General features: G+C 46.6%; 27 protein-coding genes and 2 tRNA genes. 19 read left to right on the top strand and 10 right to left on the bottom strand.

The features are described 5' to 3' along the window. From AC2YIT_RS30055 to AC2YIT_RS30075, 5 genes are all read right to left on the bottom strand, one after another. A partial coding sequence (locus tag AC2YIT_RS30055; protein WP_487281628.1) for a hypothetical protein occupies positions 1-204 on the bottom strand: 204 nt, incomplete at its 3' end. 92 nt (positions 205-296) lie between these two features. Beyond that, positions 297-1,508 carry a tyrosine-type recombinase/integrase gene (locus AC2YIT_RS30060; protein ID WP_487281629.1) on the bottom strand — a complete coding sequence of 404 codons (1,212 nt, stop codon included), beginning with the start codon at positions 1,506-1,508 and terminating at the stop codon, positions 297-299. A 43-nt stretch (positions 1,509-1,551) separates the two neighbouring features. Next, positions 1,552-1,635 (bottom strand) — tRNA-Leu (locus AC2YIT_RS30065). Between the two features lie 286 nt (positions 1,636-1,921). After that, the gene (locus tag AC2YIT_RS30070) at positions 1,922-3,607 is read right to left on the bottom strand and encodes a selenocysteine synthase (RefSeq protein WP_487281630.1); all 1,686 of its coding nucleotides are present in this window, start codon (positions 3,605-3,607) and stop codon (positions 1,922-1,924) included. Positions 3,608-3,812: 205 nt separating this feature from the next. Continuing rightward, entirely contained in the window at positions 3,813-5,150 is a 1,338-nt protein-coding gene (locus AC2YIT_RS30075; RefSeq protein ID WP_487281631.1) for an amidohydrolase/deacetylase family metallohydrolase, read from the bottom strand. Positions 5,151-5,664: 514 nt separating this feature from the next. Here AC2YIT_RS30075 and AC2YIT_RS30080 point away from each other — a divergent pair. Next, positions 5,665-6,219: a dihydrofolate reductase family protein gene (locus AC2YIT_RS30080; protein ID WP_430846199.1), complete on the top strand. Its 555-nt coding sequence runs from the start codon at positions 5,665-5,667 to the stop codon at positions 6,217-6,219. Between the two features lie 331 nt (positions 6,220-6,550). Beyond that, on the top strand, positions 6,551-7,123 hold the full coding sequence (locus AC2YIT_RS30085; RefSeq protein ID WP_487281632.1) for a hypothetical protein: 573 nt from the start codon (positions 6,551-6,553) through the stop codon (positions 7,121-7,123). 118 nt (positions 7,124-7,241) lie between these two features. Here AC2YIT_RS30085 and AC2YIT_RS30090 read toward each other — a convergent pair whose 3' ends face one another. The 4 genes from AC2YIT_RS30090 to AC2YIT_RS30105 all read right to left on the bottom strand — a co-directional run bounded on the left by AC2YIT_RS30090 (position 7,242) and on the right by AC2YIT_RS30105 (position 10,648). Next, the gene (locus AC2YIT_RS30090; RefSeq protein ID WP_487281633.1) at positions 7,242-8,099 is read right to left on the bottom strand and encodes a hypothetical protein; all 858 of its coding nucleotides are present in this window, start codon (positions 8,097-8,099) and stop codon (positions 7,242-7,244) included. Further along, positions 8,096-8,605 carry a hypothetical protein gene (locus tag AC2YIT_RS30095; protein WP_487281634.1) on the bottom strand — a complete coding sequence of 170 codons (510 nt, stop codon included), beginning with the start codon at positions 8,603-8,605 and terminating at the stop codon, positions 8,096-8,098. The genes AC2YIT_RS30090 and AC2YIT_RS30095 overlap by 4 nt, the downstream gene beginning before the upstream one ends. A gap of 232 nt (positions 8,606-8,837) precedes the next feature. Then, complete coding sequence (locus AC2YIT_RS30100; protein ID WP_487281635.1) at positions 8,838-9,665, bottom strand: hypothetical protein; 828 nt, start codon at positions 9,663-9,665, stop codon at positions 8,838-8,840. A gap of 29 nt (positions 9,666-9,694) precedes the next feature. Further along, positions 9,695-10,648, bottom strand: a complete 954-nt coding sequence (locus tag AC2YIT_RS30105) for a helix-turn-helix transcriptional regulator (protein ID WP_487281636.1) — start codon at positions 10,646-10,648, stop codon at positions 9,695-9,697. A 138-nt stretch (positions 10,649-10,786) separates the two neighbouring features. Between AC2YIT_RS30105 and AC2YIT_RS30110 the strand changes: the two genes are divergently transcribed. From AC2YIT_RS30110 to AC2YIT_RS30120, 3 genes are all read left to right on the top strand, one after another. Next, complete coding sequence (locus AC2YIT_RS30110; protein WP_487281637.1) at positions 10,787-11,017, top strand: hypothetical protein; 231 nt, start codon at positions 10,787-10,789, stop codon at positions 11,015-11,017. A gap of 69 nt (positions 11,018-11,086) precedes the next feature. After that, the gene (locus AC2YIT_RS30115; protein ID WP_487281638.1) at positions 11,087-11,341 is read left to right on the top strand and encodes a helix-turn-helix domain-containing protein; all 255 of its coding nucleotides are present in this window, start codon (positions 11,087-11,089) and stop codon (positions 11,339-11,341) included. A 30-nt stretch (positions 11,342-11,371) separates the two neighbouring features. Continuing rightward, the gene (locus AC2YIT_RS30120; RefSeq protein WP_487281639.1) at positions 11,372-11,890 is read left to right on the top strand and encodes a hypothetical protein; all 519 of its coding nucleotides are present in this window, start codon (positions 11,372-11,374) and stop codon (positions 11,888-11,890) included. Positions 11,891-11,922: 32 nt separating this feature from the next. Here the strand turns inward: AC2YIT_RS30120 and AC2YIT_RS30125 are convergent, their stop codons facing one another. Further along, positions 11,923-12,153, bottom strand: coding sequence for a hypothetical protein (locus tag AC2YIT_RS30125; protein ID WP_487281640.1), 231 nt, complete (start codon positions 12,151-12,153; stop codon positions 11,923-11,925). A 147-nt stretch (positions 12,154-12,300) separates the two neighbouring features. On the opposite strand from AC2YIT_RS30125, the gene AC2YIT_RS30130 reads away from it, so the two are divergent. From AC2YIT_RS30130 to AC2YIT_RS30195, 14 genes are all read left to right on the top strand, one after another. Beyond that, positions 12,301-13,116 carry a Lin1244/Lin1753 domain-containing protein gene (locus tag AC2YIT_RS30130; protein WP_487281641.1) on the top strand — a complete coding sequence of 272 codons (816 nt, stop codon included), beginning with the start codon at positions 12,301-12,303 and terminating at the stop codon, positions 13,114-13,116. Then, positions 13,113-13,505 (top strand): hypothetical protein, encoded by a 393-nt coding sequence (locus AC2YIT_RS30135; protein WP_487281642.1) that lies wholly within the window; start codon positions 13,113-13,115, stop codon positions 13,503-13,505. The genes AC2YIT_RS30130 and AC2YIT_RS30135 overlap by 4 nt, the downstream gene beginning before the upstream one ends. Next, positions 13,502-14,869 carry a replicative DNA helicase gene (locus AC2YIT_RS30140; RefSeq protein WP_487281643.1) on the top strand — a complete coding sequence of 456 codons (1,368 nt, stop codon included), beginning with the start codon at positions 13,502-13,504 and terminating at the stop codon, positions 14,867-14,869. The genes AC2YIT_RS30135 and AC2YIT_RS30140 overlap by 4 nt, the downstream gene beginning before the upstream one ends. Before the next feature lie 63 nt (positions 14,870-14,932). Further along, positions 14,933-16,123: a site-specific integrase gene (locus tag AC2YIT_RS30145; RefSeq protein WP_487281644.1), complete on the top strand. Its 1,191-nt coding sequence runs from the start codon at positions 14,933-14,935 to the stop codon at positions 16,121-16,123. Between the two features lie 337 nt (positions 16,124-16,460). Continuing rightward, positions 16,461-16,533, top strand: a tRNA-Met gene (locus AC2YIT_RS30150). Positions 16,534-16,564: 31 nt separating this feature from the next. After that, the gene (locus AC2YIT_RS30155; protein ID WP_487281645.1) at positions 16,565-16,837 is read left to right on the top strand and encodes a hypothetical protein; all 273 of its coding nucleotides are present in this window, start codon (positions 16,565-16,567) and stop codon (positions 16,835-16,837) included. Beyond that, positions 16,834-17,217 (top strand): hypothetical protein, encoded by a 384-nt coding sequence (locus tag AC2YIT_RS30160; protein ID WP_487281646.1) that lies wholly within the window; start codon positions 16,834-16,836, stop codon positions 17,215-17,217. Before AC2YIT_RS30155 ends, AC2YIT_RS30160 begins: the two co-directional genes overlap by 4 nt. Positions 17,218-17,672: 455 nt before the next feature. Continuing rightward, entirely contained in the window at positions 17,673-17,960 is a 288-nt protein-coding gene (locus tag AC2YIT_RS30165; RefSeq protein ID WP_487281647.1) for an HNH endonuclease signature motif containing protein, read from the top strand. Positions 17,961-17,993: 33 nt separating this feature from the next. Next, on the top strand, positions 17,994-18,224 hold the full coding sequence (locus AC2YIT_RS30170) for an Acb2/Tad1 domain-containing protein (RefSeq protein WP_487281648.1): 231 nt from the start codon (positions 17,994-17,996) through the stop codon (positions 18,222-18,224). Between the two features lie 123 nt (positions 18,225-18,347). Next, complete coding sequence (locus AC2YIT_RS30175; protein ID WP_487281649.1) at positions 18,348-18,626, top strand: hypothetical protein; 279 nt, start codon at positions 18,348-18,350, stop codon at positions 18,624-18,626. A 23-nt stretch (positions 18,627-18,649) separates the two neighbouring features. Beyond that, entirely contained in the window at positions 18,650-19,075 is a 426-nt protein-coding gene (locus AC2YIT_RS30180; RefSeq protein WP_487281650.1) for a hypothetical protein, read from the top strand. Positions 19,076-19,570: 495 nt separating this feature from the next. Beyond that, positions 19,571-20,059 carry a phage terminase small subunit P27 family gene (locus tag AC2YIT_RS30185; protein WP_487281651.1) on the top strand — a complete coding sequence of 163 codons (489 nt, stop codon included), beginning with the start codon at positions 19,571-19,573 and terminating at the stop codon, positions 20,057-20,059. Then, a complete protein-coding gene (locus AC2YIT_RS30190) occupies positions 20,043-21,767 on the top strand; it encodes a terminase large subunit (protein WP_487281652.1) in 1,725 nt (574 codons plus the stop codon). The genes AC2YIT_RS30185 and AC2YIT_RS30190 overlap by 17 nt, the downstream gene beginning before the upstream one ends. Next, the gene (locus AC2YIT_RS30195; protein WP_487281653.1) at positions 21,754-21,960 is read left to right on the top strand and encodes a hypothetical protein; all 207 of its coding nucleotides are present in this window, start codon (positions 21,754-21,756) and stop codon (positions 21,958-21,960) included. Before AC2YIT_RS30190 ends, AC2YIT_RS30195 begins: the two co-directional genes overlap by 14 nt. Positions 21,961-22,003: the final 43 nt, after the last annotated feature.

Genomic DNA, 22,003 nt, shown 5'->3' on the forward strand with positions numbered 1-22,003 from the left:
GTATGCTGCTATAAAAGTGCTGAATGATTTGTCGAATGACTTGTCAAGATTGTAATTGATCAGGAACGATAGGTAATCTTGCAGCTTTGAGCGAGGGACGTTGGTAAGCAACGGTGTGATATCGTAAGCCTTTTCACCGAATATATTCGATAATCCTATTAACTGGAATTCGGAAATTACTTTTGTTGGGTCAAGTCTGCTCATGGTAATCTAGATAATTGATTAGGAATTATTCACTAACCACCGTCCGTGTCGTTTGCAAGGGTCGGCAGTAGCTTAGCTCACCTTTGGTATCACTAAATTACGGGAAATTGACTTATTCCGGTCGAGTAGTGGAAAACTCCAAGATCTCTTAAATACTGCACGGTCTGGCTAATATCAGAATGTCCGCATTGTTCTTTTACCAGCATGAGGTCTTTCGTTGCTTTATATAGTGCAATTACGCCGGTGTGCTTCCATCCGTAAATGTCGTAACCCTGCTTTTCCAGTTCCATTTTCTCCAAGACCTTTCGATGTTTGTCGTAGAAAAAATTGTGGCTAACCAGCGTTTTACCTGGCTTATAACCATGTGAAAACAGGTAAAAATGCGGCGGGTATTCCCGCACATTCCATTCTTTAAAGATTTCCTCGAGACCGGGCGGTATCATTACTGAACGGTGATTTGTCTTTGATGTGTCGGCATAAATGATAATGTGATCGTCCTTGATATCGCCCACCTGCATTTTGCGTACTTCTTCCCAGGGCCTGCAAAATGTGTAGTAAATCATTCTGACGAAAAACCATAATTCCGGCAGCTCTAATTCGTCACACTTGGCTTTGTAGTCGGCCACCTGATGCGAGTTGTAGGCAATATGCTTACTGGTTTTCGTTTTGAGGTTAAAAAGGGTTTCTGAAATTGGATTTGACGTAAGCTTGTAAATCGGCTTGCTGTATATGAAAAATCCGCTGACAAATCCCTTATAGGTGTTATATGACTTATTGCCCATGTTGAGCGTTTCCAGCGCATGGGTGCGCAGATCAGCGGCATGTTCATTATTGAAATCCTGGATATTCAGGTTCATTAGCCTGTACGCTTCCAGGAAGTCCAAAAAGTAATTTGTCCACTTTTCGTAGGTTTTGACGGATTGCGGCTTTAATGTCCGTTTCTTATCCGCCATGAACTGGTCGAGCGCCACCACGAGCGGCATTTGTCCAATTTCTCTAAGCTTTTTTACTGGGTCAATATGCCCCCCTGCCTTCAACACTGTATTTATTTCCACAATTATTATTCGGGCGGTTTCCTTCCGTTCCTTTTGAGTACCGCCCTGTACTAACTTCTTTCTTCTTTTCAGGCTTTGATCCCTTTCCGAATACACATAATACTGCACGTACCAGGTGGATTTTTTCGGTGTTTTTAATTCGGCTGGCTCGAATGGAAAGACCTTTTCAGGGGATAGTTCCAGCTCGTATTTCGTTGCTAAAAATTGTCCCGAAATTGTCCCGAGCGCCGATTTTGAATTTTCAGACATAAAAAAAGTGCGTTTACAGCTCATAAACGCACTTTTTACAATGTGACCAGAAGGAGAGTCGAACTCCTATGCCCGAACGGGCACTACCCCCTCAAAGTAGCGTGTCTACCAATTCCACCACCTGGCCGTCAATCGTGATGCAAAAGTAGTATTTTAATGATTCGGCGCAACAGTTGTACCCCGATTTTTTTGAGAAAATATCGCGCATTGCGCAAAAAAACTTCGTGTTTGCGCAATTTGGTCGTAGTTTTATGCCCCGAAAACGGGATAGTACCCAAAGGATCAGACTGTTCAGCCTTTTGGCCGACGAGGGCTCAGAAATATTAAAAATTTTAGATTTAGTAATTAGCATAAAAGCCCTGGCATCGATCCAAGGCTTTTTATGTTAATTACCGTTATGTGAAATCCGGCGTCTAGGTCGACAATGGGCGGCCGGCAGGGATATTGATACGTTGGCGGTTGTTCGGAAAGGTCGCTCGTTTGGCAGTAAACTTCGCATTTACATATTCCACCATATCGATTTCGCCGGTAATGGTGTCGCCCGAAAGCTTCCCGTAGAATGTCATCGTCAGGTTGTCGCCCGGCACGCTGTACCGGCTCTGGAACCGGACTTCGTCGCCGTCGATGTTACCAAACAGCTCGCGTGTCGCGAACTCGCCTTTGTGGGTTCCGTACAGGTAGTTGCCATCCTGCCTTTCGATAATGAATGTATGCTTGCTGGTACTGGTGTAAAATTCGATGCTCACATCCCAGCGGCCTGCGATTTCAGCGGCAGGCGCTTTCATGACCGCTTCGGCTTTTGGTGCGCTGCGCTTGCGGGTGAGGATTTCGTAAATGCGTTCCGCCACAATCTTGTCGTTGCCGGGGCCCATCATATAAGCGGCTACGGTAATCGACGTGGTAGGAGGGCCCGATTGTGCTGCCTGGCCCCTGCGGAAGCCGGTTCCTACGGCCACACGCGGTTTGGTGGTTTGCAGCTCGTCGGCTACTTCCTGGCCGGTGATATTCAGCTTGGCAGGGTCCCAGGTTATGGTTAATGTCGGTGTAGCATTATCTAATGCCCCTTCTGCCGGCTCTTTAATTTCGAGTTTGGCGCTCGGGATACCGTTCAGTTTTTTGGAAATGTTTTCCAGCCATGATACCCAGGTTCTCATTTCAGCCTTATGGTCGCGCGTGGCCCATGCTTCCACGGCTGCGAGCATCCCTATCATTTCTTCGCGGCCTACTTTATTGTTACGGCAAGGTCCGTGGTGCGGCGCACTGGCCTGCCATGCCGACATGAGTACGTCCTTGTCGCCGAGCATCAAACCTGCGCATTGCGGCCCGCGGATTACCTTTCCGCCACTATACGCCACCACGCTTGCGCCGGCTTGCAAATGGATGTTAGGGATCGTCAAACGCTCGGCAGCGGCGTCCACCAGCAGCGGAACTCCCGCAGGCTTGGCGATATCTGCTACGGCCTTAACAGTCCACGGTTCGTCGCCAGGCATCATGTAAATCATCGCTGTGCGCGGAGTAATGGCCTTTTTGAGCTCTTCGATGGTTTCAACCGTAATGATTTTCACGCCCACATTGCGAATCGCGTGGTCATACACATTGCGCGAGGACCTGGGGATAATCACCTCTGTTTTTTCAAAACCTTCCAGATTGGGAATGCGGATCAGTTTCTCAGGATTACCACCCGCAATAATGCCCGCGGTTACCTCGTTCATCCCCGCCGCGCAGCCCGATGATACCATGCCCCATTCGGCGCCGGTGATCTCGGCAAGGCGCTGGCCAACCCCAAATGCCAGCTCGTCGATCTGTACATTATATTGGCACGCATACTCCATGGCCTGACGAACTTCGGGCAGCTCAATAGACGCCCCGATAATGGTAAATGTCCCCCGGCAGTTGATAATCGGCTCCACGCCGATCGACTGATAGATTTGCGGTCCCGGTTTCAATGGCCCGGGTGCCGACACGGCGCCGGCCGCCTTCTGAAACCATTTCGGTTTGCTGCTTTCGGCAAAGGCCGCAGACGTGCTGGCCGCCGCGCTCAGAACGCTTCCCGCGAGCGGGATCATGGAAAGATCTTTTAAAAGTTCTCTGCGTTTCATTGGTGTTAAGGTATTGGGGGTTTGAATGGTTAAAGGGCTTTCTCAGGAAATGGTCAGGTGTTGTCAGGTGTTGTCAGGTGTTGTCAGGTTGGTCAGGTATTGTCAAGTGTTGATTAGGTGTTGTCAAGTTTGGTCAGGTGTTGAGGTAAGGATGCCTGATTGGGTTTGGAATACCCTTTTTCTTGAATAAATATCTTCCTTTTAATTACCTGGGGCCTGTTCCCGGGGTTTGCGGGCCCTGGTTGGTTGCAGGGCGTTCCGGACGGGGCAGGTTAACGGGCTCTACGCGCGCATTGAGCGTGTACACGATGTTGCCGCCGCGGATGGTTGCTTCGGTTTCGATGCGTTTTTTGCCGGTGATTTTACCATCGCGGGCGTAGAAGCCGAAGTTACCTTCACGCAAGTTCAGTATGGCCACGTCGGCGGGCGAGCCTACGGACAGGTTCCCGAGCTCCTCGCGGCGGATCTCCTGTGCGGGGTTCCAGGTGCTGGCTTTGATCACACTTTTGAAATCCATGCCCATGGCCATAAACATAGACATGATATTATTCATATCCTTCATGGCCGAGTTCATGCTGCTTGTGTGGAGATCGGTACTGATCGAATTGGGATAAAAGCCCTGCTTGATCGCCGGCTGTCCCTGGGAGAAAAGGAAGCTCGCACCTCCGAAACCCACGTCAAATATCACCCCGCGTTTCTGTGCTTCGATCGCGTAGGATTTCACTTTATTGGTCGATACGTCGACGATAGACTCGCGGCCGCGGCCGCTGTTATTGCTATTGCCGCCGAAGCAATGGGTGTAAATGTCGCCTTTGCGGAATTTTTTCAAATACAATTCTTCCAATGGTAAAACCGGATTGGCACTGCCGAAATCGACCATAATAGGGATGTTGGCGAGCGTACCGGCCTCCAATGCGCGGTCGGTGGGTGTCCAGTCATGACCTACGAAATGTGCCAGCTTTACACCTACGACGTCGTTGGGATACTTTTTGGCCATTTCGGCTGTGGCTTTCGCGTCCATTTCTTCGAGGCTGTTTTCGAATTTCCCGCCGGCCATTCCTTCGCCCACGATGTTCAGGAATGCGAGCACGCGGGTTTTGGAAAGGTCGATGGTTTGTTTTTTGAAGGTCTCAAAATTTTTCCAACCGGAGCTTCCCGCGTCGACAACGGTGGTTACTCCTGAACGGAATGTGAAACCGTCTGCGGGCAGGCCGTTTGGACCATTGCGATAAGTGCCTTTGAGGTCGGTACCCCAGAAAAAGTGTACGTGAATGTCGATCAGCCCGGGCGTGACGTAGAGCCCTTTGGCATCCACCACCTGTACGGCCTGGCTGGCATCGATGTTTTTGGCCACGAGGGCGATCTTCCCGTCCTCACCGCCCGGCGTGCCATCGATGGCCACGTCCATAACGGCGTCGATATTGTTTTTCGGGTCGATCACATGCCCGCCTTTAATCACGATGCTGTATTTCTTGTTTTGCGACCAGGCTGGCTGACACAGCATCAAGAGCACCGCCAGGGCTGAAAGGGAGAAAGCTCTCATAAATATTAAGGGTTTAGGATAGATAAACGCTTCTGTAAAATGCCATTGCAAGCAGGCTGCATTCACAATGAGGACACATATTTCATGTTAACCCCCCCATCACTGGCGCGTAATTATTTTCACTGTGCCTGATATGCCGATAAAAGCAGCAGCGACACCGCTTTTACGCTGGTATTCAGTCCCAAACACAGGATTTTTTGTTCAGATAGTTTGCTTACTAGCCAATCCAAAAAGATTACCTTTTTCACTCGCCGGGGCTAAGTAATTTACGGGAAATCCAATTTCGCTGCTCCGATCCATCGGCTGGCTGGGGTGGCTCTGCCGCGGCCGGAAGATTTTGTCGGGTGTTTATGCCTGTAAAATCAGGGTAGAATTGACCAACGGTCGTTTTTGAACTACAAGGGCGTTGCGAGCCTGCTTCGCTGAGAAAAAAAGCGGTGGGTCTGTCCTGTTTCCGGCATCCCGTTTGTAATGGGGGTAGTTGAAACAATATTCACCTCAAAAACAAACCATCATGGGAAAGCTCATTGCCTACAATTTCACGACGCTCAATGGTTATTTCAAAGGCCCCGATAACGATATCAGCTGGCACCGGCATGGCGAAGAAGAAAACGGGTTTGCAGCAGACAATCTCGAAGCAAAAGCTACGCTGCTCTTCGGCAGGGTAACCTATGAAATGATGGCAGGTTTCTGGCCGACACCCATGGCCATCGAAAGTATGCCGGAAGTCGCCCAAGGTATGAATGAATCCGAGAAGATCGTATTTTCAACCACCCTCGAAAGCGCCGGTTGGGAGAATACCACGCTCATTAAAGGAGATCTCATAGAAGCCGTTCGAAAACTTAAAGCCATTCCAGACAAAGTCATGACCATTCTGGGCAGCGGCAGCATTATCGCGCAACTCGCGGAAGCAAGGCTGATTGACGAGTACCAGTTCATGATCGACCCCGTTGCGATCGGGGAAGGTACGCCTTCATTCCAGGGGTTGACACGGAAACTGGATTTGAAGCTGATTAACCACCGTGTGTTTAAAAGCGGGGTCGTGCTGTTGAGCTATGAGGCGATTTGAAATCTTTAAACTGGAACGATCATGGAAGAATATCTGATCCGAAAACTTCCATAGGTAAAAAATGGCATAAATTTGACTATTTAGGCCATTTTTATGATACATAGTGATCGTGTAACAATGAATGTTGCAATGAAATAAATCTGGGCAAGTACGCCCTAAATGTTCTTATGTGTGGATGGCAGCAATTTGAGGGCTTGGTTCGCCGGGGATTGCTGCAACGCAAAGCTAACTGCTTGGGTCATAGGAGCGACAAGGTCGATGAAGAAATTCGAAATTGTTGACAACTAGGCGAGTCGCTATCTTACACAGTGAAACCTTTTCTATTCAATCTATGGAGTTAAGAATACTGATATTTTCGACCTTTTTTATCTTTCTGCTAGGATGCAAGAAAGACGAGCGTGTTGCCCCGGAGGAGAACGCCCAGAGTTATGTCAGTTATTCCATCGATGGTAAAAAATATCGTTTGGAGCACAACAATGGAAGCCAGTATGTTAGCTATTTTTATGGTAATGAAGGTGGCAGTATTCTCTCCTACAAATTGGGAGTAGCTGCCAGGGATTCAGCAGGTAAAGTCCCTTCCTTTTTGATAACCATTTGGAGGGATGAACCAGTTACAAAAGGTGTATGGAAAGTTTCAACCGATTATTATCGAACTTCTAACGTGCTAATGAGCTGGGTACATCTTAAAACTAAAAATCCGCTTGTGTATCGTGCATACTGGTCATTTTATGAGGGTACAGTTGAGGTCACAGAGCTGACAGAACATACAATAAGAGGGGTATTTTCCGGTGTTGTGGAAGAGGATCCGAATAGTATCATTCGCTTTCACGAAAAATTTCAAGTAACTGACGGAGAGTTTTTTGTGAATCGGAGGCTGGGCTATTCAGTCGAATCCAAACATTAATGCGCCCGCTGTCCGACATGTGTTTTCGATCTATTGATCAGTGCCAGTGGAAGGCGAAGCAGTGGAGCTTTACTGAGTATTGAGCATAAATTCCCGGCGATAGTTCATTGTCCGGTCGTCACTTTACTAATGCAGCTATGGCTTTGTCGATCAATGAAAAATCAATGTTTTCAATCCTGCCAAACAATTCTAACTGATCACCCCTTCGGTAATGTTTGGGTTTAATGTCTGGCGTCAGCCCTGCTGCTTGGAACATTTCCCTCGTGAAATTGGCTAAGTCTAGCGCCTTTTCTTCGCTTTTGGGAAATAGTGGATCTACTTTGTTGAAAACCATCTTTATGGCATCGAAAACGGCATTCCTAATGCTTTGTAGGCTATCCAAGAATGCGATCTGTTCGATCTTTGAATTCAGGTTTCCGACGTACGCCGAGATATGGTATTTCGATCTAATTGCTTCTGACTTGTCTATTTTTAGGAGCGCATTGCGCCATCGATCAAAAACAGTATAGTCGCCATCCTCAACAGACTGCAAAAAATATTCCTTGTGTTCATTATAATATTTGATTTGCATATCGATGTAGGTACATAGTTTCGCTAGCTCCAAAAGTCCCAGGACCACCGGGCGGGGAAGCAGGTCCAGGTTCTCGTACCGGGCCTCGACCGAAAGAAGCCATTGGACGAATTTCTTCTTCAATGGGCTTTTCGAGTCGAGCGTGATTAGCTTTATAAATTCTAGTCTAAGTAATAAAATCTCCTTTGTATTCGGTTGGTTATCAGTGCTCATCGTATACGATGAGTAAAAATAATCATAATCTTTTACCGGAGTGGTTAGCTCAGACTTCCCTTGAAAGAGGTACTCGGCATTTATCCAGCCTTTTATGTCTCTTGAATAGTTTGATGTACGGAGTCTGAGCGCTTCATGTAACTGATCGCTATACCCGTAACGGTCGTTATTGTGGTAGATTATTTCAATCATTCCTCCTCTGTTTCACCATATTCATGAATAATTTCCTTCAGGGTTTCAGGAAGGTATATCCATACCTCATTTCCTCCATCAAAAAATCCATCACTCTTGGCATCGGACCAATATTTCCTTGCTTCCTCATAGTACGGTAGAGTCAGCCTTCTGAGAAATTCGATGTATTCTCTGACGTTTGCAACTTCGGGCACATACTGATCATCAACGAAATCGGGGCCACTATCAATCATTCCGTAAAGAATAGGTAAACCTTCCTCGCCAAGGAAGTATTCTAGATGGTTGTCGGATCTGTCTCCGCGGTTATCATAATGGTAACATCGAACTTGTCGAGTTCCGTCGCTTAATGGAGACACTCGCGAATGATGGACAATTTTGAAACCTTGATTCTTTCTTCGTCCCGTCGCTGGATCTTTCGTGTGAAGCCACTCAACCCAGCCATCTTCCGGCTTTTCGATTATTTGTCCGCATTTGTCGCAAATGAACTGCTTTAAAGGTTCTAGCATATTATAGAGGAGTTAAAATGAAAAAAAATCAATCAATCTTTCAGCCCGAAGTCAGCCTTCACGTTAGCGTAATCGTTGTAGGGCTCCAGGTTCACGCGCTTGCCGGGAGTTCCTTTGATTACGACAGCTCGAAAAACGAAGGTTGAGCCAGCAGGAAGAACGGTTTTGGTAATCTTACCAACATCCTACCAAATATCAAAATAGTTTGATTGAGCGGGAGTCGGATGGTTTGCTACTGCGAATTTTGATAACTTACTACTTTGCCTTTCTCTATGTACAAGTAAATGCTTCCATATACCCACTGCTCATGAACGCCCCAAGTTCCCACTGACTTATTTATTGTCTCTGGTTCGCCTAAGCTAACACGAGCCATTTCCGCGGTCATCCCAACCCAATAGTATCCATCAACTAATTTCTGACCTACTGTGTTGCCATATTTGGCAATTACTCCCTTTTTCCATTCTTCAATTTCTTTTTCTGTCTGTTTTTTTAACTTGTCGGATGCCTGTTTCTCCGCTGCCATTTTTTCGAGTTCGGCATTAATTGCAGCATCCTTGGTCTTCTTTTCAATGGCTGATTTATACTTTCTGGCCTCTTCGTTTTCGTCGATCATTATGTCCATTACATATCCGGAGGCATCCTCTTTTGATATTAACCAATAGTGGCCGGTGTAATCCAATAGTTTTACAATCTCACCAGGTTTTACCTCACCAACAACGGCCGACGACCATTCGGGTTGTCTGAATACTTTGCCGTCTCGCTTGACTTTTGCGGGAATAAAAGTGTCCGTTATTTCACGGTAGTACTTAGATGCGATTTGCTTCTTTTCCAGCCGGTCAAGTTCCTCCCAGGCTTTGTTGAGGGAATCCTGTTTTATGGAGATTTCACTTCGTAGTCGACTGACCTTTTTTTTCAAATCATCAATGGCCTGCTGAGATACATTTTGTGCCGACGCATAAAATGTGGGCGCGAGGAAAAATAGAAGTGACGTGGATGAGGCACATGCCAGTCGGGCAAATGTAGATTTATTCATTGCGTGGAGGGTGATTTCTTCCCTCAACTTAATGGGTTTCATCCAAATCCGCAAATCTATTTGCGCGGGTCGGTTATAGCGACTACACTATAAAGTTCTAATATGTCGTCAAAAGGAATGAGATCGTTTGGATAATGCTCATTCTCTGGCCCGGAAAACCTAATTGCCTGTTTGTCTCGATCGTAGTCAGTCACATGAAGCAGCAAGATTCCATGTTTCACTACTACGATATAAGTTGGGTACTTACGAAAGCTGATTCCTCTCTTCCAAGTGGATTTCTCAATCTTCTTACCGGTCGTTATCCACCCCTCACCGATAAAATCTTCAACGGAGCCTCCGTGATGCTCAATGGGTGTCTCAAAGCTCATGTATTCACCGAATTGCAAATCATCTACTGCTATTACGTGCTTTTGTAACTGGGAAGCGAAGTCGGTGTCATCCAGGTTGTCAATGTAAGCTCTTATAGCCTCGGTCCTGACTAGTGGACACAACACTAGGTATCTATCTTGGCCGAGATGGCGAAATTCTGTCACGCCTTGCGCTTTGATTAACTGCAAGTTTCGGTCTTCAATATGTAGCGAGCTTAGCATCTCACCACTGCCAGTAAGGAGCCATGAAAGATTGATACCAGGGAATCGTTCAGAAATCTGTTGGATGAAATGCTCGTTAACGGCGATTCTTCGAGAAATCATCAGATCAAACACTTTTTGGTCAATGTTAAGCTCAGCTAATATAGAATCTAGGTTATATTTCTTTGCGTCAATATATTCTTTAAATCTTTGAATTACAGAGTATTTAGGGTGGGCTGCGTGGACTGTCGTATCATTAATCAGGTCATAAACACTTACGCCCAGGCCTCTTGCGAATTCCTCTAATGTCTGCATGCTCGGCTTGTCGTTCTTCAATAGAAGCGAAATATTTTGCCGTGATTTCCCCAAAATGTCGGCCAAGTCGGATTGTTTAAGTCCTTGATTATTAAGTATTTGTATAACATTATCTCGAAATCCCATGAAAATTGTCAATTTTAGTAATAATATTATTGACAATAAATCAATAATATTATTTACATTTGTTAGTATACAACTAAGGTAATGTCAAACTATTGAGTGAACAAATAATTTGATTAATCGGTAAAGTTAAAAATTAACATGAAAACAGAAGAATTTGATTTGCGAACGCCATTTGCGATTCAGCGAGAAGCTCGCGACATGGAAATCTACACTGAATTTCAGAAGCTGTCGGGACAGCCCGGAGCGATGAAAACAAGGGTAAGCGAAATTATCTGCCAGAAGTATGGCATCAACTCTACAGTTACTCTCTTAATGCTCCGTAAGCGCGTCGAAAAACGTTTAGCCGCTCAAAGTGCGGTGCCCGCTTGACAATGATTCGAATATTTCATTGTAATCTACCTCATCATGGAACATCCCTATCAACCAATTTTTGACCGCTTGGATAGGATAGACGAGCGCCTCGACCGTGCCATATCCGAAAATCAAAATGAACATGGCCTTAACAAGTTTGAGTTTGTCCGGGCGGAACAGGCCGCGGGAATTCTCGGAGTATCGCTTCCGACGATCCGGCTCTACACGTCTTCAAAAAAGCTACGACATTACAAGCGTGGGCACTATGTATACTACAAAATCGACGACCTGAATGAGTTTGTCAAGAAAGGTCTGATCGAAACTAAGTCTTTCAAAAAGTAATCATTCATCTTCCCTTTAATCAAAAAAAACATGGAAACTTCTGTTAAAGTTACCGCGGGAGAAATCCGCGCAGACCTCTCGAATTGGTTTGGAAACGAGTCGTTTATCTCCGATGCATTCAATTACTCTAATCTGATCAATTACGCGTTTCGGCGCTATTTGATGCTTTCTGACCGCGATGAAAAAACTAAAAATCAAGTGATCTGGCTCAATGACTCATTTGTTTGGTTCATTCAGGATACAGTGACCGATCCGACGTGGCAGGAAACGGAATTCCGCTGCGTGATCATTCCCTCTGAGATTTTCGAGCAGACAAGCTGTGTGGTAGATTTTTTCTCAGCCAATGATGTATTGAATGAGGCATTCGACTCGCTAGCAATGTCAGACGATCTGGACGACATAGTGATACGGACTGATGTAAAGACCTGCCTGTTCAAGTCAAAATCCCTGCTGTATCATATATTGAAGGAATCACTTAACGGCCTTTTCAAAAGTGCTATCAATCGCTATGACCGTAAATTGCCCGCTGATTCTCCTACTAACGTATAGGCACTCTCGTCATGTCGTATTCGTTGAGCAATTTAATCCCGCCTGGTCGGAAAAGCCTGGCCGAACTTCCGGATTACAAGGATGATCTCGATCAGATTGTACACCTGTTTCTGAATCCGGAATTGCCCATCCGAACCGTACCAGTCTGCGGCTGGCGTCGTCTGATCCAGCTGGCCGGTACCGGGTATGATGGCGAATGGCAATTCTTCGCAATCGACAAGAATGGACTGACTTTTCGGTCGTATGTCGATGGATGCTGCCATCTCCCTTGTCTTAATGGGAAGGTCTTGGAGCTGCTGGACCGGATGGGATACATGCTTCCTGCTATGCAGCAAAAACAGGCCCGAAATTATCGTAAGTACGTAAGTTCAAATAAGTGATCACCCAGCCGGGTAATTTACCTCCTATCTATGGCACGACCAACAAAAAACAATGCGCCGTACTTCGGGCACGACAATAACATGCGTAACCACCGGAAGATAAAGGCTCTTCGAGCAAAGTTTCCGGTAGTCGGATACTGCGTTTGGTGCATGTTTTTGGAAGTTTTGACCGAATGCGAAGGCAATCGATGGGCAGAAAATGAGCTCGAAGAGGAGCTTCTAGCCGGTGACTTCGGGGTTTCTGTGACAGAAATACGGGACATACTGAATTACTGTATCAGTTTGGAGCTGATATGCCGCGATAACGGTGTATTGTATAGTCAAACCCTTGATGAGAGGCTTAAATTCTTCTATCAAAAGCGGGATTTATCACGCGAGAGGGCAAAGGGACAAGCCAGGAATGCGGGTAAATTCGACAGTGATAACCGTAAAGACGGGGTTTCTGTCACAGAAATACCGCAATCTAAATCTATATCTAAAGGTAATCTAAAGAATAAAGAGAAAGAGATAATAAATATCTCTTTTGTCGAAATCTGGGATTTGTACGGGAAGAAAGTAGGGGACAAGGCAAAGTGTCAAAAGCATTGGGAAACCAAACTCAACGACAGAGATCGGAAGGCGGTGCTTGACCACATTCCGATCTACCTCTCAACGCTCGACCCGAAAGACACTGCCCGAAAATATCAGTTGCAGCTCCAAACCTATCTCAACCAGCGTAGGTGGGAAACCGACGAATATGTGGCTGCGTCCCGCCCTGAGCCCGAACGCCCACCGGTTGCTCCGATGATTTATCTGAATGATCCGTCCCGCCGTCGCCAACGTCAAAACTCCGAAAATCCATCATGAAAAAGTCAAAATGTCGAGGTGAATGCGTTCCTGCCAGCGAGAAGCCTCAGAATCTCCAAGCTGGTATACTTTACGCGGTGGAATGCGAGGTATGCGGTTTTCACACCTTGTTTACGCTTCCTGGCCAAAAAACACGGCCCAACGATTTCGTAATGCTTGGTGATCAAAAGCCACTTATGCTGGACGGGAAGGTCGATAAATCCTTCCTCGAATTTGGAAGAAAATACGGACACTGCTATACGATTCCGAAAGGGATGATGCCGGAGGCCTCGAAGGAAGAACAAATCGATGCTCTTTACGATGCGCTTGCGAATGGGCTTTTCGGAAACGACGAAGAACGTGCTCTCGAATCCTTCAATAAACTTGTTCTTAAAATTTCAGTGCGATGAACCAAATGATAACCCCGCCACACTCCAAGGAGGTCGAGAAGGATGTACTGTCGGTGATGGTGAACCGTCCCGAGCTTATCGTTCGTGTTGAAGAAATATTGCATCCAGATTGCTTCTATGATGGCCATTACCGGTTCCTATTCGAGTCAATCTTTAAGCTGCACATGGAGGGGGCTGATATTACCCAAAGCAGCCTATTGCGAACAGTTGTCGAGTCTGGCAAGAAAGATTTGCTCGGAACCTACCAGGAAATGAAGCAGTATTTTACGTCTGACACGTTTTTATGGCGTAACGCGATGCTTCTATCAGATCTCTCCGTTAAGCGTGCCATGCTGCTAAAATCAATGGAAATTCAGGCGGCAATTTCTCAGAACGCAACCATCGACAGGCTTGATCAACTGGTGAACGAATCGTCACAGTTAATGACTTCGCGGAATCGACCGCTTACCAACATTACGTTCAGCCATTCGCTTGACGAGTTGGAAACGTTAATTGACAGGCCTGAAACAAAGCTAACCGGTATCACCACCGGTGTTGACGAATTGGATGAATTGACGGGTGGATGGCAGGTTGATGACATCGGTATAATTGCGGGACGGCCAGGCATGGGAAAGACAATGGTCGGTGTATTTCATGCGTACCATGCCGCATTGGCGGGGCACCCGGTGGCCTTCATTTCGCTCGAAATGTCCACGGTAAAGCTGACCAGCCGTATCATGTCCAACGTGTGCGGAGTATCGGCAAGCGATATGACGAAGGGAAGGTTAGCGATGAACCAAAAGTTACTTGTGAAGGAAAGCCGGAAGAAAGTGGACAGTCTGCCGATTTACTATTATGACAACAAGAACTCATGGGATATTGCTGACATATGCCTTCAAATGCGGAACTGGCGGAGAAAGCACGGCATTGAACTCATTTTCATCGACTATGTGCAACTGATCAAGGACCGGACTGTCAAGGATTCCTCCGATTCCACCAGAGTGATAACGTCGGTCTCTCAGAAACTTACCCATTTGAAGGGCACCTTGGGCGTTCCCATTATCGAGCTTGCCCAGCTCAGTCGGAACAACGAGGGAAGGGCAGACAAGAGACCGGGATTGTCCGATTTGAAGGGCTCAGGTCAGCTGGAACAGGATGCCAGTATTGTGATATTCCTTTACCGGCAAGATTACTACGATTCGATAGCTGCCATGGAGAAGAAGGAGAATTTCGTCCCATCTGGCAATTTAGAGTACATTTTTGGCAAGAACCGAGCAGGTGAGACCGGATCGACGTTGTTGAAGTGCGACATGCGCTACAATCGTATTTGGTCTCCGGACGATAGTTTCTTCCCGCCAGAGGCGTCGTCATTCAAGTTATTTTAGGCTTTCGATTTCGCGATTTTATTCCCAAGTTCATAAGGATTAATCACCTAAAACGATTGTGTTATGAACTACGAGTCAGTTAAAATTCGAATGCGCGTACGATTTCAACTTCGCTCAGCCCGCCCAAATAAAATGGGAAAATGCACTTTGGATTGCCGTGTGCGAGTTGGTGGTATTCCGACCAACACCTTCTCAACTTCGCTGAGTATTTACCCATCGACATGGGATTGTAAAAGGCAAATAATCAATGGCGACTCGGACGAAATTATCAAGCAGAACAAAAAGTTGGCAAAAATAAAGATGGCGTTGGAGGAAATCTTCGAGCTGAACTTAGCGCAAGGGAAGACAGTAACTGCCAAAGGAGTCGTCTCTCAATTCCAGGGAAAAACTAAAGTCTTTTTGCGCTTCTCGGAGTTGAGCAGGGAATTCAGAGATGATCTACGTGCGAGAGGACGCAGGAAACCAACTTTGGATAAGTATCGCCGATGCTACGAATATTTGGCTGAGTATCTAGGAACTGATATGCCGATATGGGCAATTGAGCGCAGTCACGTTGCGGGGTTCTGGACCTGGTTAAAGAAGAAGGGCTTTAAGAGGGATTACTGCAACAAGCTTATTCAGGCTTGTCATGGGGCATTTTTATATGCTATCAGAGAAGGGCATATTAATGCAAGTCCGTTCGCTAACATTCGGTTGGAGTGGGAAAATGACTTTGATATTACCTGCCTTGATCACGAAGAGATCGACCTGATCAAGAATAAACAATGGAGTGAAAAATTACAACGTGTCGCAGACTCCTTCCTCTTTATGTGTTACACCGGGCTTCACATCTCTGACTATCAAAATGTCATGGAAACAGACCGCTATGTGTTCCAGGGGATGGAATTTATGAGGGTAAAGCGGTTTAAAACCAAAGTAGAAGCAATGTTTCCTCTGGACCCCGAGGCGATCCGCATTATTGAAAAATATAACGGGATCAACAACCTACCCAAGATTTCAAATCAGAAATCCAACGACTATTTGAAACTGATTGCCGCAGCAGTAGGTATTGAGAAAAATCTTACCAACAAGGTGGCGAGAAAGACATTCACTGACAGATGTTTAAATGACTATGGTCTCAGCGACGAGGTGGTGGCTGTTATGTTGGGGCACACTTCGACCAAACAGTTGAAGCACTATGGAACAATCAAAGAGCGGAGAATACTGAGGGAATGGAAAGGGAAAGCCACGGCCGGTGCAAATATTTATATATAATATCTATTAAAAGATATTTATAATAACTTTTGTCTATATTTGAGTTCTCGAAGTGAGGTTATTGTTTTTAGAGGCTAAGTAACGGGGAGTCAGTTGGGCTCCCTGGCTCTTTGCAAAAATTCAAGCTCATGCATAACAAAGGAGATTTCAAAAGAGACACGTCGCCATCCTCCCGCAAGGTTGAGTCAGAGGGCGCAAAACGTAATGTAGAAACAGCTTCGATTGTGGACACTCGGAGGGCTGAAAGCCGCCCGTCTGTACGTGGAATCGAAACAGGCGCTATCACTTCATGACAATGGATTCAAAGAAACAACTCGACATTATTGTCGAGTAATACCGCGGTGTAGAGCAGTTGGCAGCTCGGTGGGCCCATAACCCACAGGTCACGGGTTCGAGTCCCGTCACCGCTACTAATTTCATCAACAAGCTAAATTGAACTACATGGTCCCCAGCCAGAGAAGGGCGCGGAGATCGAAAAAGACCGAGCTCGTCAAGTATGTGGACGAGCCGGTTGTTGATCGTTCGCCCAAAAATCAGGAAGTGGCCCGCATTGTCGGACTAAAACCCGGTGTACGTATGCTTATCGAGGTTGAGGCTTTGGCCGTCAACGATCGTGCATGCGTCGCCGGGAATTTGTGCATTATAGACGGCCCCAATCATCAGTCCTTTCCTGATCTCCTGTTCCAGATTCACGAAATCAAGTACAAATCATGAGTGAAGCAGCTCTACTACAAAAATGCCTCGATGATATCGCTGAGGCTGGAAAGCTTTATAAAAAGGCCTGCGACCGGCTGCGGGAAGTTGCCGAAGGGATTAGGAGGCGAAGTGAGCCCGTGAATACAAACGTTCGCGGATTCAGTAAGCCAACTCAGGTGGTATTTGACGAAAGTCAATTGAGACGAGAAAAGCAAATATTCCGGCAAGGTCAAACCGCTTTCTTTCTCGATCAAGCTGGAAGAGCGCATGACTGCATCGTTGATGGTTATCGCCGTGACGAAATTCTCGTTTCCAAGGATGGCAAGCCGCTCGGCTGGTTTTCTGATGATACATTGTTCCACTCCACAACCGAGGCATACGCCCCAATCATACGATGATTTTGTTCATTTCAGTGGCTTCCGGTATTGCCGCGAGCACCCTATGGTTCGTCATTTACGAATGGCGCAAAGGTCGTTGGTTAAAGGCCATTAAGCGACTCAGAGACGAGAAGCACCAAACCTTTCATGCGCTCATTTGCCAGTATGAAAAAGCTTCGTTGATAGAGAACCGATTGGTTAAGGAGGAGGCTGAAAATTCAAGGCTGAGGGCGATAATCCGGGAGTTGCGCCGCCACAAACGTTTCATTGAGTCATGAACATCCAGCCTATTCGCTTATATGATCATGATACAAAGATGGTTATTGATCAGGATTTATTGAGAAAGGCGGCGCAAGACCTCATAATAGCCTATCAACTTTTACAGTTGGAACTGGCTGTCAATACATTGGAGGCGGCCAAAGAATCAGCAAGGGCGTTTGGTCGTGCAGTCGGCAAATGCCTCGTTTTAGCAGCTTATGAACGAATTAACTGGACTTACCCCCCGTACCGCCGAAGAGGTAAGAAAAATACGCGATTGCAGAGAGTGGCGCGACAGGGTGCGGCCGCAGCAGCTGCTCGACTTTCCATACTGTCAGACCTGCGACAAAAAAGGGCGTTTGGTAGAGGCGGTTCAGGTCGATCATATAACACCGTTGGAGGTCGGCGGCGCTCCCTTCGATCCTAAGAACCTGCAAAGCCTCTGCAAGCGGTGTCACACCATCAAAAGCGCTGAGGAGGCCAGAAGGAGGAATAAATCAAAATAGCAGTTCATTTTTTCATCAATAAACAATTCAAGTATGGATTCCAATCAATCGTTTGGACAAAAAGCCGTAGGCTTATCTTTCAATCCGTCAGGTGACGATGCAGTATCACAGTGTAAGCAAGGGTTTGCGAATGAGATTGATCGCATGAATGATCTTCGTTCCAATACCAGTAGCGCAGAAGTGCGCCGACTTGCGTCTGTCGCAATCACTGAGTTGCAGACGGCTCAAATGTGGGCAGTGAAGGCGCTGACCTGGAAGGACTAACAATGATCAAGAGGGCGAAGCTTTCAGCTTTGCCCTAATCTTTGAATAATCATACGACTCAAAGTATCCCATGTGAATCGCACCCACGCTTAGAAAAGTTCAATAATTACTCATCAATAAACTATGAAAGCATTTAACGCAGTAATGAACCTATTGGCAGGCGGCATCGTCGCGGTTGTGATATTTGTTATCGTGGTCTCATCATGTGAGCCACGGCGCTACACAACGGAGATAGAATACTGCAATGGAAAGAAGGACACCCTTGTTTATGTAGCAAGATTCAATCCGACGATTGCTACCTACAAAGAAGCTGTTCCAGTCATGTATAAATCCATCTTTTGGGGGAGAACGATCAACGTGTGTTCCTGCCGGGTATTGAAAAGGGAGCAGATAAATTATTAATTCATCAACAAGCTATCATAATCATGAAAATCGAAAACGGATTGCTGTTTTTATCAGCGTATCAATTATCAGGTGACCATAGGTACTATGAGCAATCTTGCATAAACGCATGTGTTCCCATCAGGAACATATCTCACTTGAAGGAGCACCCGCACCGTGGGAAGGTGTACACCGTCCTACATCTTGACAATGGCGATGAGATAATCGCAAATGCTACCATCCCGGATTTGATCAAGCTCATTACGGAGGCCAATGTAATGAACCTGTTCGGCACCGTTCCTTTCAAGCTCTTTGAGGATCCCGAGATCGTCTTAAAGAGAGCCGAAGTTATAAATGGTACAGATTTGAAAACGGTGATAGAGCGGCAGGCTAAGCGGAATGAAGCCCCGTTCTCATTTGCTAAGGGTGGTGTGATAGAGCCTTCACATGAAGACTATGGCACCCATTGAACCAATGAGCACTGAAACAGGCGAGGCTTTATGCTTCGCCTTGTCCTATGTGCTGGTGCTATTGGGACTGTGCCGCATGATGGTCCCTCGAAAAGGGGCGAAAGAGGGGCAAGAAGGGGCAAAACGGGGCGCTTCTTTAAAAAGGCCGTTTCCAGCGTTCTGAGGCCGATTTTGGGGGCTTGTAGTAGGAATGCGATGGGGGAGGGGTCAAAAGTCTGAGAAGGCTTTTTTGACAACCGCCCTTGCCCCCAAACAAATATCGTGTCAAAATTGGAGCAAAATTCCCCGACAGAATGATGGATTTGACTCGCGAATAGACCGCCGACCTTGAAAGGGAGCTGGCAAAAAGGAAAGACAGGAATTGCGGCCGCTGCCCGAGCTGCGGAGGTAAGTGGTCGGCTTACATGGGATGCAGCCGATCTTGGCGAGAGGAGTTGCATTGCTTTGGTTGCCGCCGGCCCGTTGAAAATTGTACATGCTGATTAAAAGTTACCAATGGCAGGAAGAAAACCGAAAGCCACGGACACGCTCCGGGCGCAAGGAACGTACCGAAAGGACCGGCATAAGGATCGAATAGATCCCAATAAAGCTTTGTCGCCGTCACCGGTTGACTGGCTGACCGACGAGGAGAAGGAAGTTTGGGCCCAATGGCATGAATACCTTCAACGAAATGATATTCTGAAAGAAACCGATGAGGTCGCATTCGGAATGCTATGCAAGATTTTTGTCAGGGTTCAAAAACTGTCCAAGACACTACCGGGACCAACCAAGTTTGTGATCAATCACAAATCTGACTCAGGCGCCAGTGTGAAGAAGCGGAATCCGCTGTATGACATTCTTTCAGATAGTGAAAACAAGTTGCTGAAATTGCTGACTGAATTCGGCATGACGCCAGTGAGCAGGGCACGTGTGAAGTCGGCAATCCAGGAAAAGAAAAACCCAATTGGAGCGCTAAGAAATAGACTCAATGGAGGACAGGATTAATCCGATATCGAAGGTATTTGATTACGTTCGCGGGGTGGAGTCTGGTGAAATCCCACTCGGATTGATAGCGAAATTGTCCGTCAAGCGTTTTCAAACCGATCTGGAACGCGGGGCGGATCGGGGCCTTGTGTTTGATGAAAATGCCGCCCAGGTAGCACTTGATTTTTTTGAATGCCTGTGTTTTACCAAGGGCAAATGGAAGGGGAAACCCTTTTCATTGGAGCCTTGGCAAGCCTTCATCGTGGCTAATGTGTTCGGATGGAAGGATGTAATCACTGGCAACCGGAGATTCACTGAGATTTATATTGAAGTGCCCAAGAAAAACGGAAAAACCGAGCTTGCCGCGGGGATCGGATTGTACATGCTGGTGCTTGATGAGGAGAATACTCCGGAGGTTTACGCAGCTGCTTACACCCGGGATCAGGCCGGAATATGTTTCAAGGCTGCTAAATCAATGGCTCGGCAATCGGAATACATCCGCAATGAACTGGATATTTTCGCGAACAGCATCTACTGCGATTACAATGAAGGTTCGATGCTGGCTGTATCGCACGATGCCAATAACACTGAGGGAAAGCATTCCAGCTGCGTAATTTTCGACGAATACCACGTACACAAAACTGATGACGTGAAGACGTCGCTACGGTCCGGGATGGCAGCGCGGGAGCAGCCAATATTCTTTATAATCACAACCGCCGGCGCGAGCCGACAAGTCCCCTGTTTCAGTTACCGGACTGAATGTATCGTTGTTCTTGAAGGTCACTACGAGCGGGACAACCTGTTTGCCATGATCTTTAACCTGGACGAAGGGGATTCATGGGAAGATCCCGAAATGTGGTCCAAAGCAAACCCGAATTATGGCGTGTCGGTGCGACCGAAGTTTTTGGAGGACGAATTTAAAAAGGCGAAGAAGAACGGCCGCGAGGAAGTGGAGTTTAAAACGAAACACCTCAATATGTGGGTGGATTCGGCTGTTACCTGGATTCCCTCGGAGACCTGGAAGAAACTAGCCAGACCGGATTTTACTCCGCCCGAGGGCGCGGTTTGTTATGCTGGCCTTGATTTGGGCTATGCGAGGGATATCGCGTCATTCGCTTTATACTTTCCGGACCACAATTTTCTGACGGTAAAACACTACTGTTCCGAGCATGCTGCCGAATATGCTTCCCGGCCGGCAAATATCAACTATTTGGATTGGGTGAATGCCGGCTACCTCATCGCTACGCCTGGTATGACTACCAATTACGAGTACATTTTCAACGATATCGTCGAGGCTGCAAGCACTTTCGACCTCCGCTTTCTCGGATACGACCCCTTTTCTGCACAGATGCTGAAACAGAAATTAGAGGCGGAGCTCGGAACCACATATGCCGCCGTTCAAAAAGAAGACGGTTCAATCAATTACGATTACCACAACAAGGTTCAAGCATTCCGCCAAGGATTTATATCAATGGGGCCTGCAACGACCCTTTTCGAAGAAACCGTACTCAATGAAAAGCTATTTCATGACGGGAATCCCATCACGGCATGGATGCTGGGGAATGTTGCACTTGCGACCGATGCAGCTGGGAATATCAAGCCAGTAAAAGATAAGAGCAACGGCAAAATAGATGGGATTGTAGCCAGTATCATGGCTATGGGGGAATATTCGATTTGGCATTTAACAACTGATACTTACGCGAATAGCGACAATTATGGCGTTTTCTGATCAAGAAATACAACAAAGCGAGCTCCAAATCACGAAAGAAGGCTTTTTCCGGCTTTATGAGGAGTACAAAAGCAAAGGGATGAGTATGCAAGCGGCATACCTGAAAGTAGCGGCACGCTGCGAGAAAACCGGCATCAAGAGCTATTATTCCTCCTTTTTATCGTTCAAATACGCATTTTATACCTCGAAATAAAAAATACCGGTTATTGGGAATCACTTTTCTAGCGCACGCGTGC

Source organism: Dyadobacter sp. SRI_021, assembly GCF_057586235.1.

Bases quoted from the DNA above. Each gene is read 5' to 3' on its own strand.
- AC2YIT_RS30060 (WP_487281629.1), bottom strand. From the start codon at position 1,508: ATGTCTGAAAATTCAAAATCGGCGCTCGGGACAATTTCGGGACAATTT.
- AC2YIT_RS30070 (WP_487281630.1), bottom strand. From the start codon at position 3,607: ATGAAACGCAGAGAACTTTTAAAAGATCTTTCCATGATCCCGCTCGCG.
- AC2YIT_RS30075 (WP_487281631.1), bottom strand. From the start codon at position 5,150: ATGAGAGCTTTCTCCCTTTCAGCCCTGGCGGTGCTCTTGATGCTGTGT.
- AC2YIT_RS30080 (WP_430846199.1), top strand. From the start codon at position 5,665: ATGGGAAAGCTCATTGCCTACAATTTCACGACGCTCAATGGTTATTTC.
- AC2YIT_RS30085 (WP_487281632.1), top strand. From the start codon at position 6,551: ATGGAGTTAAGAATACTGATATTTTCGACCTTTTTTATCTTTCTGCTA.
- AC2YIT_RS30090 (WP_487281633.1), bottom strand. From the start codon at position 8,099: ATGATTGAAATAATCTACCACAATAACGACCGTTACGGGTATAGCGAT.
- AC2YIT_RS30095 (WP_487281634.1), bottom strand. From the start codon at position 8,605: ATGCTAGAACCTTTAAAGCAGTTCATTTGCGACAAATGCGGACAAATA.
- AC2YIT_RS30105 (WP_487281636.1), bottom strand. From the start codon at position 10,648: ATGGGATTTCGAGATAATGTTATACAAATACTTAATAATCAAGGACTT.
- AC2YIT_RS30110 (WP_487281637.1), top strand. From the start codon at position 10,787: ATGAAAACAGAAGAATTTGATTTGCGAACGCCATTTGCGATTCAGCGA.
- AC2YIT_RS30120 (WP_487281639.1), top strand. From the start codon at position 11,372: ATGGAAACTTCTGTTAAAGTTACCGCGGGAGAAATCCGCGCAGACCTC.
- AC2YIT_RS30125 (WP_487281640.1), bottom strand. From the start codon at position 12,153: ATGGCAGCATCCATCGACATACGACCGAAAAGTCAGTCCATTCTTGTC.
- AC2YIT_RS30130 (WP_487281641.1), top strand. From the start codon at position 12,301: ATGGCACGACCAACAAAAAACAATGCGCCGTACTTCGGGCACGACAAT.
- AC2YIT_RS30135 (WP_487281642.1), top strand. From the start codon at position 13,113: ATGAAAAAGTCAAAATGTCGAGGTGAATGCGTTCCTGCCAGCGAGAAG.
- AC2YIT_RS30140 (WP_487281643.1), top strand. From the start codon at position 13,502: ATGAACCAAATGATAACCCCGCCACACTCCAAGGAGGTCGAGAAGGAT.
- AC2YIT_RS30145 (WP_487281644.1), top strand. From the start codon at position 14,933: ATGAACTACGAGTCAGTTAAAATTCGAATGCGCGTACGATTTCAACTT.
- AC2YIT_RS30155 (WP_487281645.1), top strand. From the start codon at position 16,565: ATGGTCCCCAGCCAGAGAAGGGCGCGGAGATCGAAAAAGACCGAGCTC.
- AC2YIT_RS30160 (WP_487281646.1), top strand. From the start codon at position 16,834: ATGAGTGAAGCAGCTCTACTACAAAAATGCCTCGATGATATCGCTGAG.
- AC2YIT_RS30165 (WP_487281647.1), top strand. From the start codon at position 17,673: ATGAACGAATTAACTGGACTTACCCCCCGTACCGCCGAAGAGGTAAGA.
- AC2YIT_RS30170 (WP_487281648.1), top strand. From the start codon at position 17,994: ATGGATTCCAATCAATCGTTTGGACAAAAAGCCGTAGGCTTATCTTTC.
- AC2YIT_RS30175 (WP_487281649.1), top strand. From the start codon at position 18,348: ATGAAAGCATTTAACGCAGTAATGAACCTATTGGCAGGCGGCATCGTC.
- AC2YIT_RS30180 (WP_487281650.1), top strand. From the start codon at position 18,650: ATGAAAATCGAAAACGGATTGCTGTTTTTATCAGCGTATCAATTATCA.
- AC2YIT_RS30185 (WP_487281651.1), top strand. From the start codon at position 19,571: ATGGCAGGAAGAAAACCGAAAGCCACGGACACGCTCCGGGCGCAAGGA.
- AC2YIT_RS30190 (WP_487281652.1), top strand. From the start codon at position 20,043: ATGGAGGACAGGATTAATCCGATATCGAAGGTATTTGATTACGTTCGC.
- AC2YIT_RS30195 (WP_487281653.1), top strand. From the start codon at position 21,754: ATGGCGTTTTCTGATCAAGAAATACAACAAAGCGAGCTCCAAATCACG.